The sequence below is a fragment of the Aquirufa sp. A-Brett2-15D genome, from assembly GCF_054558735.1.
This window is the reverse complement of the sequence record NZ_JBSKFT010000001.1, coordinates 592,779-608,803: the sequence shown is the minus strand read 5'-3', so window position 1 is coordinate 608,803 and position 16,025 is coordinate 592,779. Positions and strand designations below refer to the sequence as shown.

The window sequence follows — 16,025 nt, the reverse complement described above, 5'->3', positions numbered from 1 at the left end:
GTGATGAGCGGTTGAATTTATTTCTTGTATTGTTGAATTAACTTGTAAATCGCTTTTTGTGTTTCCATATTAGGGAAGTATTCGAAAATGATCTCATGCTTATCATAATCTAATAAAAGACCTGATTCTAGGAAGTGAAATGCCTCTTTGAATTGACCTGCTTTAATTAAAAAGATAGCAGCTCGGTAATATAAGTCGGCTTCCTCGGGAAGTTCATCGATGGCTGAAAGCATGATTTCGGCACATTTTTCGAAATCGTCTAAATCATAATGCAATTGTGCCCATTTAACCCAAGTAGGAGCGAAGAAGGAATCTAAATCAACGGATTTGGCATAAGCCTCATCCGCAGAAACTGGATTACCTAAATAGGATTCCACATCTGCTAAGCCTGTCCAATAGAGTGGATTTATATCATTTAATTTCAGCGCTTTCTTCAGGAAATGCAGAGCTTCAAACCATTTGTCCATCTCAGTTAAGCAAACAGCTAAACCATAATATCCTTCATCCCAAAGCGGGTCGACCTTAATCGCCTCCTTATAATTTTCTAAAGCGCCCTCAAATTTACGTTGACGCTCTAAACTGGCCCCTAAACAGCAATATAATTCTGGATTAGGATCATCATATTTCAAACATAATAGGTAAGATTCCTCTGCTTTTACGTACTCCTGAATATTCATATAGGTATTACCCAGGTTAAAAAGAGAGGACCCAAACGTAGGTTCAATCGCCAGCGAATATTCATAGGCATCGATCGCCTTTTCATATTGCTTCAGCTTAGAATAAGCAATACCTAAATTATACCAAGCCGTAAATGAGAAGGGATCAGAATCAATGAATTGCTTGTAATAAGGGATGCTTTCGTCGATTTTCCCTATTTCGTCCAAACAATTAGCCAATTCCACCAGCGCATTTTCATTCTCTGGATTCATTTCTAAACATTTCTTTAGCATGTCGACCGCCTCCCGAGGTTTCCCCCAGGCTTGGTAACTTAATCCGATTCGAAAATAGACCTCGTCTTTTTCTTCTGTTCGGTCTAAGGACGCTAAAAAAAGTTGGATGGATTCTTCGTGTTGGCCCATTTGGCTTAATAAATAGCCTTTAACGAGCGTTAATTCGATGTCATTCGGGAATAATAAGATGGCATTTTCGATTAATTCCATCGCCTCTTCAGGCTTCTGCATTTCGCCCAAAATTTGTGCTTTCAGCGTAATTAATTCCAGCGAATAACTGTAGTGCGTCAGACCTAGATTAACGGCCTCTAATGCTTGATCAAAACGCGATTGAACGAAGTAATGTTCTGCGATTTGTTCCAGCGTCTCTGCATCGAAAAACGCGTTTTCTTGCTGATTTAACATGTTCTCGTAACGTTGTACGGAAGATTGAATGTCTTCTTTATTTTCGTCGAATTCGGGATCTAGCATTTTTCAGAATACATTTTTACTAAAATAAAGAATATTATTTATTCTTGAACGCCTTTTAGGCTTATTTTTGTTCCAAATAGCTGATAATGTCAAAAATCTGTGCAATTGCGGACCTCGGTACGAATACTTTTCAATTATTAATTTCACCTAAGGAGGAATTTCACATTTTGGATCACCTTCAACGGCCCGTTGGCTTAGGGATGGGAGCGATGGAAAAGGTGATATTGCAAGAGGATGCCATGGATCGAGCTTTGGAATGTCTAAGGGAATTTAAATCAGTTTTTCAGGCCAAAGGTGGCGACCTCAAAGATTTTCATGCCATCGGTACGAGCATCTTAAGGCGCGCCTCGAATGCGGAGGTTTTTATTCAGCGAGTTAAAAATGAATTAGGGATTCAGATTCAAGTGATTGATGGAATGCAAGAAGCAGAATATATCTATTCAGGTATACGAAATTCCTTGCCTGAACGTTGGGACAAAACTAGTTTAGTGATGGATATTGGTGGAGGAAGTGTGGAATTCATCCTGTTTAAAGGTAATGAAGTGCTTTATCGGGTGAGTTTGGAACTGGGAGGTTTGCGTTTAAAATCGATGTTTTTTGTGGATAACGAATTTAATCTATCGATTCTAGCTGATTTAGATAGTCACGTAACGAAAGAATTGCAGATTTTATTTAGCGAATGCGCAAAGGCAAAACCGGCTGTTTTAATAGGAGCTGCTGGAGCTTTTGAGACGATTTTAGACTTAGAGAATAGACCTGGAGGAGCACCGGCATCCTGTGAAATAGATCTAGCTCAATTTTTAATGCATAAAAAGACCTTAGATGGCTTGCCTTATCAGGATAGGATAGCCTACCCGGGAATGAAGGCTTTTAGAGCAAGTATTTTCCCTTATGCGACTTTTTTAGTGGAGAAAGTTTTACGGGAATTGAGGATTAACGAACTTTGGTTTTCGTCTTATAGTTTGAAGGAAGGATTTTGGTTTACCGAACTAAGCCCTTCCAAGAAACAAGGATAGAAATTGTAAAAAAAAAATTGTAAACTTGTAGTATATAAGATTAATCAACCTCATCCTATGGCTTTTTCGCTAGCAACTATTTTACTTCAGGCGGGTTCAGTGACCGTCGACTCTACTGCTGCTATGGCAGATTCTATTGTTAATTCAGCTCCTGTTCAAGAGGTTACGAAAGTAGTCGTGGAGGAATTTTCAGTTTTGGATTTATTAGGAAAAGGGGGATACGTGATGTATCCGATTGGTTTCTTATTCGCTGCTGCGGTTTTCTTGTTCATAGAACGCTATTTATACATCCGCAAGACAGCAAAATTAGACGAGAATTTCTTACATACGATTCACGATATGTTGCAGGCGGGTAATGTGCAGGGTGCGATTAATTTTTGTAAGACGAATTCGTATCCGATTGCGAAGCTTTTGGAAAAAGGATTATCTCGTTTAGGTTCTCCTATCCGTGATATTGAGGCGGCGATAGAGAATAAGGCCAAAGTAGAAATCTACAACATGGAGAAGAATTTAGGTATTCTTAGTGCGATTGCTCGTATTGCTCCTATGTTTGGTTTCTTAGGTACGGTAACGGGTATGATTCGTACGTTTCACAATATTTCGATCTCGAATAAAATTGATATTTCAACGATTGCTGGTGGTATTTATGAGAAAATGGTGACTTCGGCATCAGGTTTAATTGTAGGTATCATTGCGTATGTATTATATACTTTATTAACGACGATGATTGATCGTACGATTAATAAGATGGAGATTACAGCGATTGATTTCTTAGATATTCTTCACAAACCAGCGTCTAAATCATAATTCGATGAACTTCAGAAAAAGAGCTAGAGAAGCATCGGAGGTAGAAACAGGAGCCCTAGCGGATATCCTTTTCTTCTTATTGATGTTCTTTTTAATGATTTCTACGCTTGCCTCACCAGATGCGATTAAATTGCTTTTGCCTGAAACGGCGAAGCCAATGCCAACGCCTGCAAATGAGGTGATTCGCTTAACAGTGGATGAGCAGCTAAATTACTATATTGACGATCGTTTAGTTGATTTTACGAATTTGGAGGCAGAATTAACCAAGGAAGCAACTTCGAAGAAAGCGGTGACCTTAGTAGTTCGGATGGATCGCAATCAGACAGTGCAAGAATTAACCAATATCTATGACCTGGCAGCTAAGTTAAAATTAGCCATGGTGATGGCGGCGGAAAAGAAAAAATAACCGTATTATGGAAGGCTATGTCATCATCGCCCTCAAATCAATAGCCGTTTACGTGTTCATCGTAGTATCTGTTTTTCCAGATTATTACCGTAATTCTAGTAAAAGAAAGCACAAAGCGCATCGAATTCTTGGTCAAAATACGGCCTAAATTCGTATATTTGTCCTTATATCTCAGCTGTTTGTAGAGTTGAGAATCATTTTGTTTTCTTTATTAATGGAAAAAATCCTAAAATTCGGTGGGACAAGTTGTGGAAGCATCGAAAGCATTCAATCCGTTTTGGCTATTATAGAGTCAAACTGGAAATCCTCCTCAGAATTTGCTGTTGTCTTTTCTGCCATGGGCGGTGTGACCAATCAATTGTTGGAAGCGGGAACCCTTGCGGCTCAGCCGAAAAGTACCATCAATACGTTGATAGAGACGATAGAAACACGTCATTTTGATATAATTAAGCACTTTATTCCAGTAACAGGTCAAAGTCAAGTGATTGCACATGTGCGCACCTTGGTGAATGAATTGCGGGATGTATTAAAGGGAATTAATTTAATAAAGGAGATTTCTCCTAAGACATCAGACCTGTTGGTTAGTTTTGGTGAGCGATTATCCACCTATTTAGTGTATGCTATTTTACATCAAAAGGGGCTTCCTGTGGTGTATGTAGATGCTCGGGAGATTATTAAAACAAATAGTGCCTTTAGTCATTCGGAAGTTGATTTTTTGGTGACTAATCCTTTGATTTCAGCTTATTTTGAAGCAAATAAAGGAAAAATAGGCTTAGTTACAGGATTTATTGCCTCTAACTCGAAAGGGGAAACGACGACTTTAGGTCGAGGGGGTTCTGATTATACGGCCTCTGTTTTAGGTGCAGCTTTAGGGGTGAAGGAAATTGAAATTTGGACGGATGTGGACGGAATGATGACCGCAGATCCGCGCAAAGTGAAATCTGCCTTTACTATTCCCTCGATTTCCTATGCGGAAGCGATGGAATTAACCCATTTCGGAGCTAAAGTTATTTATCCTCCGTCTTTACAACCAGCTTTTGCTGCAACTATCCCTATTCGGGTGTTAAATACCTTTAATGCCGGTTTTAAGGGAACGGTTGTGAGCAAAGAACCTACGGGAAGTCCTTATATTATTACGGGAATTTCATCCATCGATCAATTAGCCTTAGTTAATTTACAGGGTTCGGGAATGATCGGAGTGGCGGGGGTTTCTGCGAAATTATTTACGGTTTTAGCGCGCGAAAAAATATCAGTTGTCTTGATTTCACAGGCTTCTTCTGAGCATAGCATCTGTTTTGCGATTGATCCAGCGGTGTCTGATAAGGTAAATAAGGTGTTAGCAAAAGAATTTGCAGCTGAAATGGCCTCGGGAGATATTGAGGGAATCGATATTCAAAAGAATCTTTCTGTGATTGCGGTTGTGGGTGAGGGGATGCGCAAGCATACCGGTGTGAGTGGAAAATTATTCTCTTCTTTGGGAAAAAACGGGATTAATATTGTGGCTACGGCGCAAGGGTCGTCAGAGCTGAATATATCGGTCGTAATTGAACATAAAGACCTCTCGAAGGCCTTAAATGTGATTCATGAGACTTTTTTCTTTTCCCAAATCAAAACATTGAACCTCTTTTTAGTAGGAGCGGGCTTGATTGGAAAGACTTTATTGAAACAAATTATTGGTCAGGAACATTATTTGGCCAAATACAAAGGGGTCCGCATCCGATTAACAGGGATCGCGAATAGTCGCAAGCAGTTAATTCAGGAGGAAGGTATTGAACTTAAAAAAGCGTTAACCTTACTAGATCAGGTGGGGGAGCCCACTGATTTAGCTCAATTTATTGACACCATTAAAACCTTAAACTTGCCTAATTCCATCTTTGCAGATTGCACGGCGAGTAAAGAGATATATACCAATTATTTAAGCTTGTTTCAATCGAATATTTCGGTAGTCACTCCTAATAAAGTAGCGAATTCGGGTCCTTATGACCTATATGCGCAATTACATCAAACAGCTTTAGCTAAGGGAGTTAAGTTCTTGTATGAGACGAATGTAGGAGCGGGTTTGCCGGTCATTAATACCTTGCAAGGTTTGATCGCTTCAGGTGATCGTTTTGAGAAAATTGAAGGGATTCTTTCGGGAACTTTATCTTTCTTGTTTAATCAATTTAAGCCAGGGAAATCGTTTGGAGAGGTATTAAGAATTGCCAAACAAAAAGGATATACCGAGCCAGATCCGCGGGAAGATTTAAGTGGGATGGATGTGGCACGAAAAATTTTGATTTTAAGCCGCGAAATCGGATTGAAATTAGAGTTTTCAGATATAACGATTGAAAAAATTATTCCTCCCGCTTGTGAGGCAGCTCCTTCGGTAGACGCCTTCTTCGAGGAGATAGATAAAGCGAATGATTTCTTCGAGACATTAGTGAATGAGGCAGCTTCGAAAGGAGAAGTTTTACGGTATATCGCTTGTTTAGAAGATCAAAAAATTACCATTGGTTTACGTTCAGTAGGCCCCACTCATCCCTTCTACCAAATGGATGGGGCAGATAACGTAATCGCCTTCACAACCATGCGTTACCGCGATCGTCCTTTAGTTATTAAGGGGCCTGGAGCGGGTGCAGAAGTGACCGCATCAGGTGTTTTTGCAGATATTGTATCCATCGGTAGTCATCTCGCATAATATGGAAAAGATACGTGTATATGCGCCTGCAACGGTAGCGAATGTGGCTTGCGGATTTGATATTTTTGGTTTTGCTGTGAATCATCCAGGTGATGAGGTCGTGTTAGAAAAGAAGTCTACACCTGGGATTATCATTAAAGAAATTACAGGGGATGGTGGACGTTTGCCAAAGGCTGTAGAGAAAAATACCGCGGGTATCGCCATCCAAAAATACTTAGCTTTCATCGGTCGTGAAGACCAGGGTTTCGAGCTTTCCTTGCACAAGGATATGCCTTTAGGATCTGGTTTAGGTTCCTCTGCGGCATCCGCCGTAGCGGGCGTTTTTGCGGCAAATGAATTAATGGGCCGCCCGCTATACACAAAGGACCTCTTGCCCTTCGCGATGGAAGGCGAGCGCGTCGCCTGCGGCTCCGCGCATGCGGACAACGTAGGTCCATCGCTATTAGGCGGCTTTATTATTATTCGTTCCTACGATCCTATAGATATCATTCAAGTACCCGTTCCGGCAGATTTATACGCGAGTATCGTTCACCCCCAAATCGAGGTGAATACGAAAGATGCCCGTGGAATTTTAGATAAAGAGATTTCTTTATCAACCACCATCACCCAAATGGGGAACGTAGCAGGGCTCGTAGCCGGCCTCTTATTGCCTGATTACGACTTAATTGGGCGTTCCCTCGTGGATGTGATTATCGAGCCGTCTCGCGCCATATTAATTCCTGGTTTTTCGGAAGTAAAAGCAGCGGCGATTGCGAATGGAGCGTTAGGTTGCTCGATTTCTGGCTCGGGTCCATCGCTATTTGCTTTGTCTAAAGGGGAAGAAACCGCAAAAAAAGTAGCTCAGGCGATGGCTGCGGAATTCGCAGCCTTGGGTATCGGTTCGGAGCAATATGTCTCACAAATCAATCAAAAAGGCCCAGTAGTTTTAGCTGATTAGGCTTTAGGATGCGCTTGAAGGTAAATCGCCTTCATTTTCTCCATCGAATTATGGGTATAAACTTGCGTCGCCGCTAGATTAGCATGGCCTAATAATTCCTTGATGGCATTTAAATCAGCCCCTCTATTCAAAAGATGCGTAGCATAGGTATGTCGCAATACGTGTGGCGATAGCTTTTCTAATTGACTGAACTCCCCTAGATTTTTTTTAACTAATCGTTGTACGAACATAGGATATAAGGGCTCCCCTTTGTCTGTGAGTAATAAATGGGAGTTTTCGATAGTGCAGAAGCTCCGATAAGCCTGGATTAGCTCGATTAAAAGTTGGGGAATTGGAATAACTCGTTCCTTGTTTCTTTTTCCGATTACACGAATGGTTTTAGCCGCTAGATTTACGGCATTATTCTGTAAGGAGATTAATTCCGCCAGTCGAATTCCTGTGCCATACAGTAAAAATAGGATAAGTTCATCCCTTGCTTCGCTGAAATTAGTGGCTATTTTTCTGTTCTCCATTAGATTTTCCATCTCAGATTCCCGTACAAAGTGCGGCAATTTCTTCGTGGTTTTCACCATTCGGATGGATGTCATGGGATTTTCAGCCATTTTTCCACTTCTTGCTAAGTACTTATAAAAGGTGCGTAAGGTCGCTAATTTGCGGTTAATGCTTCGGTTTTGAATGGTGTCATCTGATAGACTAATGAGCCACTTGCGTACATCTATAGCTTGGACTTCTAGTAGCGTTTGCGGTTCAATAAAAGCTATAAATTGCTCTAAGTCAGTAGAATAGGAAGTAATCGTGTGCGGGCTGAGGCGCCTTTCTATGGACAGGTGGTCCAAAAAAAAATTGACTAATTCACGATTCATGATCGAAATTAGTCAATTCCTTTAAAGAATTTATAGGAAATTAGTTATTAATATTTCCGTAAGTGATCTGCTTATAAGCAGCACGAATCATTTCTTTACGACGACCTATAGAAGGTTTTTCGAAAGCAGATCTTCTACGTAGTTCTTTAACTACACCTGTTTTTTCAAATTTCTTCTTAAAGCGCTTTAAAGCTTTATCAATTGATTTGTTCTCTTTTATTGAAATAATTAACATTTTCTTTTGTCTGTTTTTTTAAATTGTGTGCAAAGATAATCATATTTTTTTGATGCGCAATAGGTGAATCGATTATTTCAATGAATGTTTTTGCCTATTTTTGTTCTTTCATTTAAAGAATTTTATGTCAGACTTTTCACGGACAACAGTTACAGCAGCGTTAATTTATGCGAACGGACCCATACACATTGGTCATTTAGCAGGTTGTTACTTGCCAGCAGATATTTACGTTCGCTTTTTACGCCTACAAAAAAAGGATGTGATTTTTGTGTCTGGCACAGATGAACATGGGGTTCCTATTACGATCAAAGCAGCTAAAGAGGGAAAAACACCTCAGCAAGTGGTTGATTTTTACTATACAGAAATCAAGGAATCCTTTGAGCAATTTGGGATTTCCTTTGATATATATGGTCGGACTTCAGATCCTATACATCACGAGGTCTCCCAAGATTTCTTTTTGAAATTGTACAAGGAAGGTAAATTCATAGAGGAGGTAACGGAACAATTCTACGATGAAGAGGCCAAACAATTCTTAGCCGACCGCTACATTACGGGTGATTGCCCATCTTGTAAGCAAGCTGGAGCTTATGGTGATCAGTGTGAAAAATGTGGAACGACGCTTTCTCCTACGGAATTATTGAATCCTAAGTCGGCCTTGAGTGGCTCTCAGCCTGTTTTGAGGCCTACCAAAAACTGGTTTTTGCCCTTAGATAAATGGCAGCCTGAATTAGAAAAATACATTGCCTCACATCCGGAATGGAAATCGAATGTGACAGGTCAGGTAAAGTCTTGGTTGCAAGAAGGTTTGAAACCGCGTGCTATGACACGTGATTTGAACTGGGGTGTGCCCATTCCTTTGCCCGATACGGAGGGAAAAGTGCTTTATGTGTGGTTTGATGCTCCCATAGGATATGTGTCCATGACGAAGCAATTAACGCCGGAATGGGAAACTTACTGGAAAGCAAAGGATAGCCGCATTGTGCATTTCATTGGAAAAGATAATATTGTCTTCCATTGTTTGATTTTCCCAGCCATGTGTATGGCGCATGGTGGCTATCAATTAGCTGATCAGGTGCCGGCGAATGAGTTTATGAACCTGGAAGGGGATAAGATTTCCACATCGCGCAATTGGGCGGTTTGGTTGCATGAATATTTAGTGGATTTTCCAGGGAAGCAGGACGTTTTACGCTATTCATTGACGGCATCGAGTCCAGAAACGAAGGATGCGGATTTTACGTGGGCTGATTTTCAGACCAAAAACAACTCTGAATTAGTCGCTATTTTAGGCAATTTCGTGAATCGGGCCTTTGTTTTAATTGATAAGAACTTTAATTCAGTGGTGCCACCTAAAGGCGATGGAACTGGTTTGGAAGCTGATTTAATAGCTGCTATGGCAGAAATTCCGGCAAAATTAGAGGCAGCATTAGAAAATTATAAATTCCGTGATGCGCTTGTTTTAGCCATGGAAATTGCCCGATTGGGTAATAAGTATTTAGCGGAAGCTGAGCCTTGGAAAATAATGAAGGAAGATCCGGCTAAGGCGGGAACGGTTTTGAATTATGCCGTTCAATTAGTGGCACAAGCGAGTATTGCTTTAGAGCCATTTATTCCGTTTAGTGCTCAAAAATTACGCTCTGCTCTAGGAATGACTAGTTTTGAGTGGTCGAGTTTAGGTGATTTTGAAGTTATTGCAGCAGGAACTGCTTTGCAGAATCCAGGTTTATTATTTGAGAAAATCGAGGATGAGGCCGTACAAAAACAAGTAGATAAATTAGTTCAAACAAAAACACAGATGGATTTAGCATCGAAATTGGTACCAGCCTTGAAAGAGACTATTGCCTTTGATGATTTTGCCAAAATGGATATTCGCATTGGTGAAATCATATCAGCAGAGAAGATGGAGAAGAGTAAGAAGCTATTGAAGCTTCAGGTGAATGATGGTTTTGTGACTCGAACCATTCTGAGTGGAATTGCTGAGCATTTTGCACCGGAGGATCTTTTAGGCAAACAGGTGACTTTTTTAGCTAATCTGGCTCCACGTAAAATGATGGGAATCGATAGCGAAGGAATGATTCTGCTGGCAGAAGATGCTGATGGAAGTCTCGCCTTAGTGCAACCGAATAAGAAAATTTGGAATGGAGGAACCGTTAATTAGGCCCCTAGAGCAGGATAGGTATAAAATAAAAATAAGGTCAGAAGAAACTTCTGGCCTTATTTGTTTAACCTCTAAACCTATTTAACTATGAAAATTTATACAAATATAATGCTTTTCTCCATATTTTATGAGTTTAGTGCAAAAAAAATAAAAAAGGTGAAGTTAAAAACTTCACCTTTTCTGATTACCTCTAAACCTATTTAACTATGAAAACTACTAACAATCTAATTTATAACATCACAATCAAGTGCTCTGGTTGTTCAGAACTATTATCGAAATTAATGTCGATAACGGGCTCTGTGTTCACAATGGACCAAACAATGTTGATCTTCTTAGCTGCTTGATTAATTTCCTTGATCCAGTTTAACGTAGTTATATCTGAAAAATTTTGTCCTTGCTCAGATATAGTTTTGATGGTTTGGTTAAAAACCACTTTTTCTGTTTCAGATACTTTTAAGTATTGTGTTTTGTTATTTTGAAAATCTTCTAAAATCGATATTGTCAAACTCGCTGCGCTTGCGCTCTTTACTTGAGCGTCCTTGCGAATCAACGAGGTGATCACTTCTGATAATGTTTCTGATTGTACTGATAAATCGTTTGAACGATTAAATGAACGTGCGTTTTCTCCTGCTACCGCAACTAGGTTTAATCCAATTAAACAACTAGCTAATAATAATGTCTTCTTCATATTTTTGTTATATTTATTATCTAAATCAACAATACAAATTTATTGCATTTTTTTAATATGACAAAACTTTATTTTAGTCTATTTTAGTGTTTAATTTTTCATTTATTCGGATTTAAGGTCTTATTTAAGAATAAAATACATATTTATCGAATATATACAAAATAATATTTGGCTAATTATTTTAATACATTTGAATAATTCTTATTCTGAAATTACGGAAAAATTCAAATATTCTTTAAATAATACAATCATTGGTTGTATTTGTTCATTGTTTTGGTAAGGCCTTCAGAGCAGAATGTTTCTATGATCTCCGTGGTTTTGTCCAAAATGAAGGGAATCGCCTCTAATTCTGCCTCCGGAAAGTTACTTAAGACATAATCCGATTGTCGACCTTTGGGAAAATCACTCCCAATTCCCATCCGCAAACGAGGGTATTCAGATCCCCCCAGAACTTCTTCGATACTTTTCAAACCATTATGTCCGCCAGATGAACCTTTTGGCTTTAATCGCAAGGTCTCGAAGGGGAGAGCTAAATCATCTACTAGGACTAAAATATTTTCCTTTTCAATTTTATAATAGGACATCCAATAATTAACCGCCTTTCCACTTAGGTTCATAAAGGTGGTCGGTTTGATTAAATAAATGGTATGTCCTTTTAATTTATAGGAGCTTACAGAAGCTAGTCGATCGATTTTAAAGGAGAGATCTTTTTGTTTGGCTAAATAATCTACCGCCATAAAACCGATGTTATGTCGAGTAAATAAATATTGTGGGCCTATGTTGCCCAGTCCAACGATTAAAAAGTTCATGCGGTTAAACGATATTTTTTACAAATTACGTTCAAATTTTTTAGAACACCTCTTTGCGCTTACCTTCGTATAAAATTAATCGTATGAATAAAATAGCCTGCATCACAGGTGCGAGTTCCGGAATCGGCCGCGCCACTGCTCAATCTTTAGCAAAAGAAGGATTTCGTTTGATTCTTTGTGGTCGTAGAAAAGAACGTTTAGAAGAATTGCAAGCTAATTTAAAGGTTGAATCCATTATTTTACTCTTTGATGTGGCGGACCAAAAATCGGTTATTTCGGCTTTCGATTCTTTGTCAGCTGATTGGAAAAATATCGATGTCTTGATAAATAATGCCGGAAACGCTCATGGAATGTCCGCTATTCAAGATGGAGACGTGGCTGATTGGGAGGCGATGATGTCCTCTAATGTGACTGGTTTATTATATGTATCGAAAGAGGTGATGAAGGGAATGGTAGCTCGTGAATCAGGTCATATCATTAATCTTTCTTCCATTGCGGGTAAGCAAACGTATCCGAATGGGAATGTCTATTGTGCCTCTAAGGCCGCTGTGGAAGCTTTATCTGCTGGCATGCGCCAAGATTTAAATCCATTTGGCATTAAAGTATCTAATGTAGCTCCGGGTGCGGTAAGCACCGAGTTTTCTGACGTACGCTTCAAGGGTGATTCGGCGAAAGCGGCCTCTGTTTATGCTGGATACGAACCTTTAGTGGCCGAAGATGTGGCAGATTTAATTCGCTATATCGTTGTAGCGCCAGCTCATGTGAATATAGCAGACGTGACTATTTTGCCCAAAGCGCAAGCTTCAGCCTTCCAAATTCTTCGTAAAAATTAAATGGAGCGCTGGCGAACGGTCTCAAAAATAATGACACCCGCTGCTACAGAAACATTTAAAGATCCTACCTGACCTGTTTGAGGAATTTTTGCGATTTCATCTGATTTGCGGATGATTTCGTCGGTGATTCCATCTTCCTCAGATCCCATAATAATCGCAATAGGGTCTTTGTAGTCGATTTCGTAAATAGAACTCTTTGCTTTTTCCGTACAAGCCACCACACGTAAACCCGAGTTTTGTAAGAAATCGATGGTCTGAATAAGGCTATCTTCTTTACAAACCGGAATAAAGTTCAAAGCTCCTGAAGAGGTCTTCATGGCATCCGCATTGATTTGAGCGGCACCGCGAGAAGGTAAAACAATCGCGTGAACACCAGCACATTCCGCCGTACGAGCGATAGCGCCAAAGTTTCTAACGTCCGTAATACGGTCTAAGATCAAAATGAATGGAATTTCCCCTTTTTCAAATGTGTCTGCGATGACATTTTCTAGTTTCGCATAATGAATAGCAGAAACGAAGGCGATAGCCCCTTGGTGATTTTTACGCGTGATGCGATTTAATTTCTCCAAAGGTACCTTTTGGACCTGTATGCCTTTTTCTTTTGCTAAATCAAGGATTTCCGTGTTTCCCAGTTCTCTTTGAACTAATAAACGATCAATCTCCTTTCCAGAACGAAGGGTTTCTAGAACAGATTGCACCCCAAATACAAACTCTTTATTGTCTGTTACGGGCGCTGTAAAATGCCTAAATGGTCGCTTAAATGGGGGTCTTGATTCGTTTTCTTCTGACACGTCTTTGCTTGAAATTTTGCACGAAGGTCGGCATTTTTTTTAACATTTCAGCTAGATAATTCCTTACCTTTGTCTCTTAATCCTTTTAGAATGTATAAAACTACCGAAATTGCGTCCTCTGATATTCCATCAGACAATCCCGTTCATCAGCGTTTATTGTATCCCTATATCCACGTTAGCAAATTGCTTTCAGGTAATTTATTAGAGATTGGATGTGGCACAGGACGTGGTGTAGCTGTGTTAGCAGATGCAATAAGTGAATATACAGGTGTCGATAAGAATACAGAATTGATGGAAAGTCTATCAAAGACGTATCCGAAATTCAAGTTTATCGATATGTTTTTGCCCCCATTACAGGATCTGCCTTCAAATCACTTTGATTATGTGGTTACTTTTCAAGTAATCGAGCACATTGAAAATGATGATTTTTTCTTAGCTGAAGCGGCCCGAGTATTAAAGCCGGGTGGAAAATTGTATTTAACGACAGTGAATAAAAAGTTCTCCTTAACACGCAATCCGTGGCACGTCAGAGAGTATTTGGCACCTGAATTACGTGATTTGATGAAAAAGCACTTCTCAGAAGTAATTACGGAAGGGGTTCATGGAAATCAAAAAGTGATGGATTATTACGAAGAGAATAAGGTGGCAGTCAAGAAAATCACCCGTTTTGATATTTTCAATTTACAATACAAATTACCTCGTACTTGGTTGCAAGTTCCTTACGATATAGCTAACCGCATGAGTCGTTTATCGATGTCTAAATCGAATAATTCACTTGTTAGCTCGATCCAGGTGGATGACTATTTCTTGAGTCAGGATCCGGATAATTCTTTGGACTTCTTTTACACGGGTATTAAATAAATGGAATTCATCGACGAAGGTATTGAGGAATATGCTCGTTTGCATTCTGAACCTGAAAATGACCTGCTGAAGGAATTGGTTCGGGAGACACACGCGATGGTATTGCAGCCACGTATGCTCTCAGGCCATTTACAAGGTCGTTTTTTGTCTTTTATTGCCAAAGTCTACCAACCCTCACTAATCCTCGAAATCGGCACTTACACAGGTTATTCTGCGCTTTGTTTAGCGGAAGGCTTACAAGAGGGTGGTCGGTTAATTACGATCGATGTGAATGAGGAATTAGAAAGCTTTACACGTTCCTTTTTTAATCGTTCAGACTTTAAGTCGCAAATAGATTACCGCATTGCGGATGCAGCACTAGAAATACCTTCTATCGCTGGTCCTATTGACCTTGTATTTATCGATGCAGATAAGCGTAATTATGCCCTTTATTTTGATCTAGTAATAGATAAAATGAAGCCTGGTGGGCTAATTTTGGTAGATAATGTGTTATGGAGTGGTAAAATTATTGATGTGGCTGCGAAAGATAAATCAACTGAGGCCTTACGTGATTTTAATACAAAAGTCGCTCATGATTCCCGAGTAGAGCCCTTATTATTACCTATTCGCGATGGTTTATTCCTTTTGCGGGTTCGCTAATTTCTTTTTAGGGGGCATTAAAAAATCCTCCGTCTGAATAATCTCCGGAATTAAAAGTGAATTATCAAAGAATATGACGTTCGAGGGATGATATAAAATGTAATTCTTGTCATCCGGTATATAATCATTCAAAATCCAAGGATTAAATTTCTTCAAATCGTCGTAACTGACATTCAACTCATCCGCAATCTGATAGAGGTTTTTACCGCAGGAATTATCATAACAAATTAATTCTGCTTGGTTCAAAGGTTTTATGCCTAAAGAATCGTCTTTTTTAAATTCGTCTGCCCAGAATTTTTGGTAAGCTAAAAAACGAAGCACATACCAATCTGTGGTTGAGTCTACTTGAATGTCCGATTTTCCTACCCAATCCATCACATAAGCTGTTTTCTTAGCCGTTCCTAAACCGACCCGGTAGGAGAGAAGCGTACCTATCCAGTTATTTAATACGCGGTTATTACGTGTGAAGTAGTTCGCAGCTCCCTTTGTGGACTCAATAATATGTTTGCGTTCGTCTACGTTAGCATTTACTTTCATTCCTACATCAGTAGCAGTACCTGATTTAAATTGCCAATAGCCTACCGCTTGCGAGCTTGAAACGGCTATGGGATTTAGTCCACTTTCTTGTACAGAAAGGTATTTGAATTCGTTGGGAATCCCAGCAGATTGCAATAAAGGCTCCATTACAGGGAAGTAGAAGCGCATTTTCTCTTTCATTCCCTCTACGAATCTTTTGTTACTTCCTAATCGCTTTTGTTCTGAATCTAAAATGGATTTAGCGGAAGGGTGTATGAATACTTTTACATTCCCTATCAGTAAAGAGTCTGGAAAGGATGTTTTCGCAAAAACGGGTAAACAGAATAAAAGTATCCAAATGGATTTCATAA

General features: G+C 39.5%; 17 protein-coding genes. 10 read left to right on the top strand and 7 right to left on the bottom strand.

Going from position 1 to position 16,025, the window contains the following annotated elements; genetic code table 11:
* Positions 1 to 17: 17 nt before the first annotated feature.
* Positions 18 to 1,421, bottom strand: a complete 1,404-nt coding sequence (locus ACST14_RS02785; protein WP_459460334.1) for a tetratricopeptide repeat protein — start codon at positions 1,419 to 1,421, stop codon at positions 18 to 20.
* Between the two features lie 86 nt (positions 1,422 to 1,507).
* On the opposite strand from ACST14_RS02785, the gene ACST14_RS02780 reads away from it, so the two are divergent.
* The 6 genes from ACST14_RS02780 to ACST14_RS02755 all read left to right on the top strand — a co-directional run bounded on the left by ACST14_RS02780 (position 1,508) and on the right by ACST14_RS02755 (position 7,264).
* Complete coding sequence (locus tag ACST14_RS02780) at positions 1,508 to 2,437, top strand: Ppx/GppA phosphatase family protein (protein WP_459460332.1); 930 nt, start codon at positions 1,508 to 1,510, stop codon at positions 2,435 to 2,437.
* A 57-nt stretch (positions 2,438 to 2,494) separates the two neighbouring features.
* Positions 2,495 to 3,244 (top strand): MotA/TolQ/ExbB proton channel family protein, encoded by a 750-nt coding sequence (locus ACST14_RS02775; protein ID WP_459460330.1) that lies wholly within the window; start codon positions 2,495 to 2,497, stop codon positions 3,242 to 3,244.
* Positions 3,245 to 3,248: 4 nt separating this feature from the next.
* Positions 3,249 to 3,650 carry an ExbD/TolR family protein gene (locus tag ACST14_RS02770; protein ID WP_459460327.1) on the top strand — a complete coding sequence of 134 codons (402 nt, stop codon included), beginning with the start codon at positions 3,249 to 3,251 and terminating at the stop codon, positions 3,648 to 3,650.
* 7 nt (positions 3,651 to 3,657) lie between these two features.
* Positions 3,658 to 3,798 (top strand): hypothetical protein, encoded by a 141-nt coding sequence (locus tag ACST14_RS02765; protein ID WP_459460325.1) that lies wholly within the window; start codon positions 3,658 to 3,660, stop codon positions 3,796 to 3,798.
* A gap of 66 nt (positions 3,799 to 3,864) precedes the next feature.
* Complete coding sequence (thrA, locus tag ACST14_RS02760) at positions 3,865 to 6,327, top strand: bifunctional aspartate kinase/homoserine dehydrogenase I (protein ID WP_459460323.1); 2,463 nt, start codon at positions 3,865 to 3,867, stop codon at positions 6,325 to 6,327.
* 1 nt (position 6,328) lies between these two features.
* Positions 6,329 to 7,264: a homoserine kinase gene (locus tag ACST14_RS02755; protein WP_459460321.1), complete on the top strand. Its 936-nt coding sequence runs from the start codon at positions 6,329 to 6,331 to the stop codon at positions 7,262 to 7,264.
* On the opposite strand, the gene ACST14_RS02750 is transcribed toward ACST14_RS02755, so the two are convergent.
* Both ACST14_RS02750 and rpsU read right to left on the bottom strand, forming a co-directional pair.
* Positions 7,261 to 8,127, bottom strand: coding sequence for a tyrosine-type recombinase/integrase (locus tag ACST14_RS02750; RefSeq protein WP_459460319.1), 867 nt, complete (start codon positions 8,125 to 8,127; stop codon positions 7,261 to 7,263). The two genes, ACST14_RS02755 and ACST14_RS02750, sit on opposite strands and share 4 nt — an antisense overlap.
* 40 nt (positions 8,128 to 8,167) lie before the next feature.
* The gene (rpsU, locus tag ACST14_RS02745; RefSeq protein ID WP_459460317.1) at positions 8,168 to 8,362 is read right to left on the bottom strand and encodes a 30S ribosomal protein S21; all 195 of its coding nucleotides are present in this window, start codon (positions 8,360 to 8,362) and stop codon (positions 8,168 to 8,170) included.
* Between the two features lie 124 nt (positions 8,363 to 8,486).
* Between rpsU and metG the strand changes: the two genes are divergently transcribed.
* Complete coding sequence (gene metG, locus ACST14_RS02740) at positions 8,487 to 10,517, top strand: methionine--tRNA ligase (RefSeq protein WP_459460315.1); 2,031 nt, start codon at positions 8,487 to 8,489, stop codon at positions 10,515 to 10,517.
* Between the two features lie 229 nt (positions 10,518 to 10,746).
* On the opposite strand, the gene ACST14_RS02735 is transcribed toward metG, so the two are convergent.
* Both ACST14_RS02735 and pth read right to left on the bottom strand, forming a co-directional pair.
* Complete coding sequence (locus tag ACST14_RS02735; RefSeq protein WP_459460313.1) at positions 10,747 to 11,205, bottom strand: hypothetical protein; 459 nt, start codon at positions 11,203 to 11,205, stop codon at positions 10,747 to 10,749.
* Between the two features lie 248 nt (positions 11,206 to 11,453).
* Positions 11,454 to 12,014: an aminoacyl-tRNA hydrolase gene (gene pth / locus ACST14_RS02730; protein ID WP_459460311.1), complete on the bottom strand. Its 561-nt coding sequence runs from the start codon at positions 12,012 to 12,014 to the stop codon at positions 11,454 to 11,456.
* Between the two features lie 83 nt (positions 12,015 to 12,097).
* On the opposite strand from pth, the gene ACST14_RS02725 reads away from it, so the two are divergent.
* Complete coding sequence (locus tag ACST14_RS02725; RefSeq protein ID WP_459460309.1) at positions 12,098 to 12,847, top strand: SDR family NAD(P)-dependent oxidoreductase; 750 nt, start codon at positions 12,098 to 12,100, stop codon at positions 12,845 to 12,847.
* Here the strand turns inward: ACST14_RS02725 and rlmB are convergent.
* Positions 12,844 to 13,638, bottom strand: coding sequence for a 23S rRNA (guanosine(2251)-2'-O)-methyltransferase RlmB (gene rlmB, locus ACST14_RS02720; RefSeq protein ID WP_459460307.1), 795 nt, complete (start codon positions 13,636 to 13,638; stop codon positions 12,844 to 12,846). The genes ACST14_RS02725 and rlmB overlap by 4 nt on opposite strands.
* Positions 13,639 to 13,728: 90 nt before the next feature.
* Here rlmB and ACST14_RS02715 point away from each other — a divergent pair, with 90 nt between their 5' ends.
* A complete protein-coding gene (locus ACST14_RS02715; RefSeq protein ID WP_459460305.1) occupies positions 13,729 to 14,499 on the top strand; it encodes a class I SAM-dependent methyltransferase in 771 nt (256 codons plus the stop codon).
* Positions 14,500 to 15,138 (top strand): O-methyltransferase, encoded by a 639-nt coding sequence (locus tag ACST14_RS02710; RefSeq protein ID WP_459460303.1) that lies wholly within the window; start codon positions 14,500 to 14,502, stop codon positions 15,136 to 15,138.
* On the opposite strand, the gene ACST14_RS02705 is transcribed toward ACST14_RS02710, so the two are convergent.
* Positions 15,115 to 16,023 carry a lytic transglycosylase domain-containing protein gene (locus ACST14_RS02705; RefSeq protein ID WP_459460301.1) on the bottom strand — a complete coding sequence of 303 codons (909 nt, stop codon included), beginning with the start codon at positions 16,021 to 16,023 and terminating at the stop codon, positions 15,115 to 15,117. The two genes, ACST14_RS02710 and ACST14_RS02705, sit on opposite strands and share 24 nt — an antisense overlap.
* Positions 16,024 to 16,025 lie beyond the last annotated feature (2 nt).

Excerpts from the sequence above, each read along its gene's own strand:
- ACST14_RS02715 (WP_459460305.1), top strand. The coding sequence starts at position 13,729 with ATGTATAAAACTACCGAAATTGCGTCCTCTGATATTCCATCAGACAAT.
- pth (WP_459460311.1), bottom strand. The coding sequence starts at position 12,014 with ATGAACTTTTTAATCGTTGGACTGGGCAACATAGGCCCACAATATTTA.
- ACST14_RS02755 (WP_459460321.1), top strand. The coding sequence starts at position 6,329 with ATGGAAAAGATACGTGTATATGCGCCTGCAACGGTAGCGAATGTGGCT.
- ACST14_RS02725 (WP_459460309.1), top strand. The coding sequence starts at position 12,098 with ATGAATAAAATAGCCTGCATCACAGGTGCGAGTTCCGGAATCGGCCGC.
- ACST14_RS02785 (WP_459460334.1), bottom strand. The coding sequence starts at position 1,421 with ATGCTAGATCCCGAATTCGACGAAAATAAAGAAGACATTCAATCTTCC.
- ACST14_RS02780 (WP_459460332.1), top strand. The coding sequence starts at position 1,508 with ATGTCAAAAATCTGTGCAATTGCGGACCTCGGTACGAATACTTTTCAA.
- ACST14_RS02735 (WP_459460313.1), bottom strand. The coding sequence starts at position 11,205 with ATGAAGAAGACATTATTATTAGCTAGTTGTTTAATTGGATTAAACCTA.
- ACST14_RS02705 (WP_459460301.1), bottom strand. The coding sequence starts at position 16,023 with ATGAAATCCATTTGGATACTTTTATTCTGTTTACCCGTTTTTGCGAAA.
- ACST14_RS02710 (WP_459460303.1), top strand. The coding sequence starts at position 14,500 with ATGGAATTCATCGACGAAGGTATTGAGGAATATGCTCGTTTGCATTCT.
- ACST14_RS02750 (WP_459460319.1), bottom strand. The coding sequence starts at position 8,127 with ATGAATCGTGAATTAGTCAATTTTTTTTTGGACCACCTGTCCATAGAA.
- thrA (WP_459460323.1), top strand. The coding sequence starts at position 3,865 with ATGGAAAAAATCCTAAAATTCGGTGGGACAAGTTGTGGAAGCATCGAA.
- ACST14_RS02775 (WP_459460330.1), top strand. The coding sequence starts at position 2,495 with ATGGCTTTTTCGCTAGCAACTATTTTACTTCAGGCGGGTTCAGTGACC.
- ACST14_RS02765 (WP_459460325.1), top strand. The coding sequence starts at position 3,658 with ATGGAAGGCTATGTCATCATCGCCCTCAAATCAATAGCCGTTTACGTG.
- rpsU (WP_459460317.1), bottom strand. The coding sequence starts at position 8,362 with ATGTTAATTATTTCAATAAAAGAGAACAAATCAATTGATAAAGCTTTA.
- ACST14_RS02770 (WP_459460327.1), top strand. The coding sequence starts at position 3,249 with ATGAACTTCAGAAAAAGAGCTAGAGAAGCATCGGAGGTAGAAACAGGA.
- metG (WP_459460315.1), top strand. The coding sequence starts at position 8,487 with ATGTCAGACTTTTCACGGACAACAGTTACAGCAGCGTTAATTTATGCG.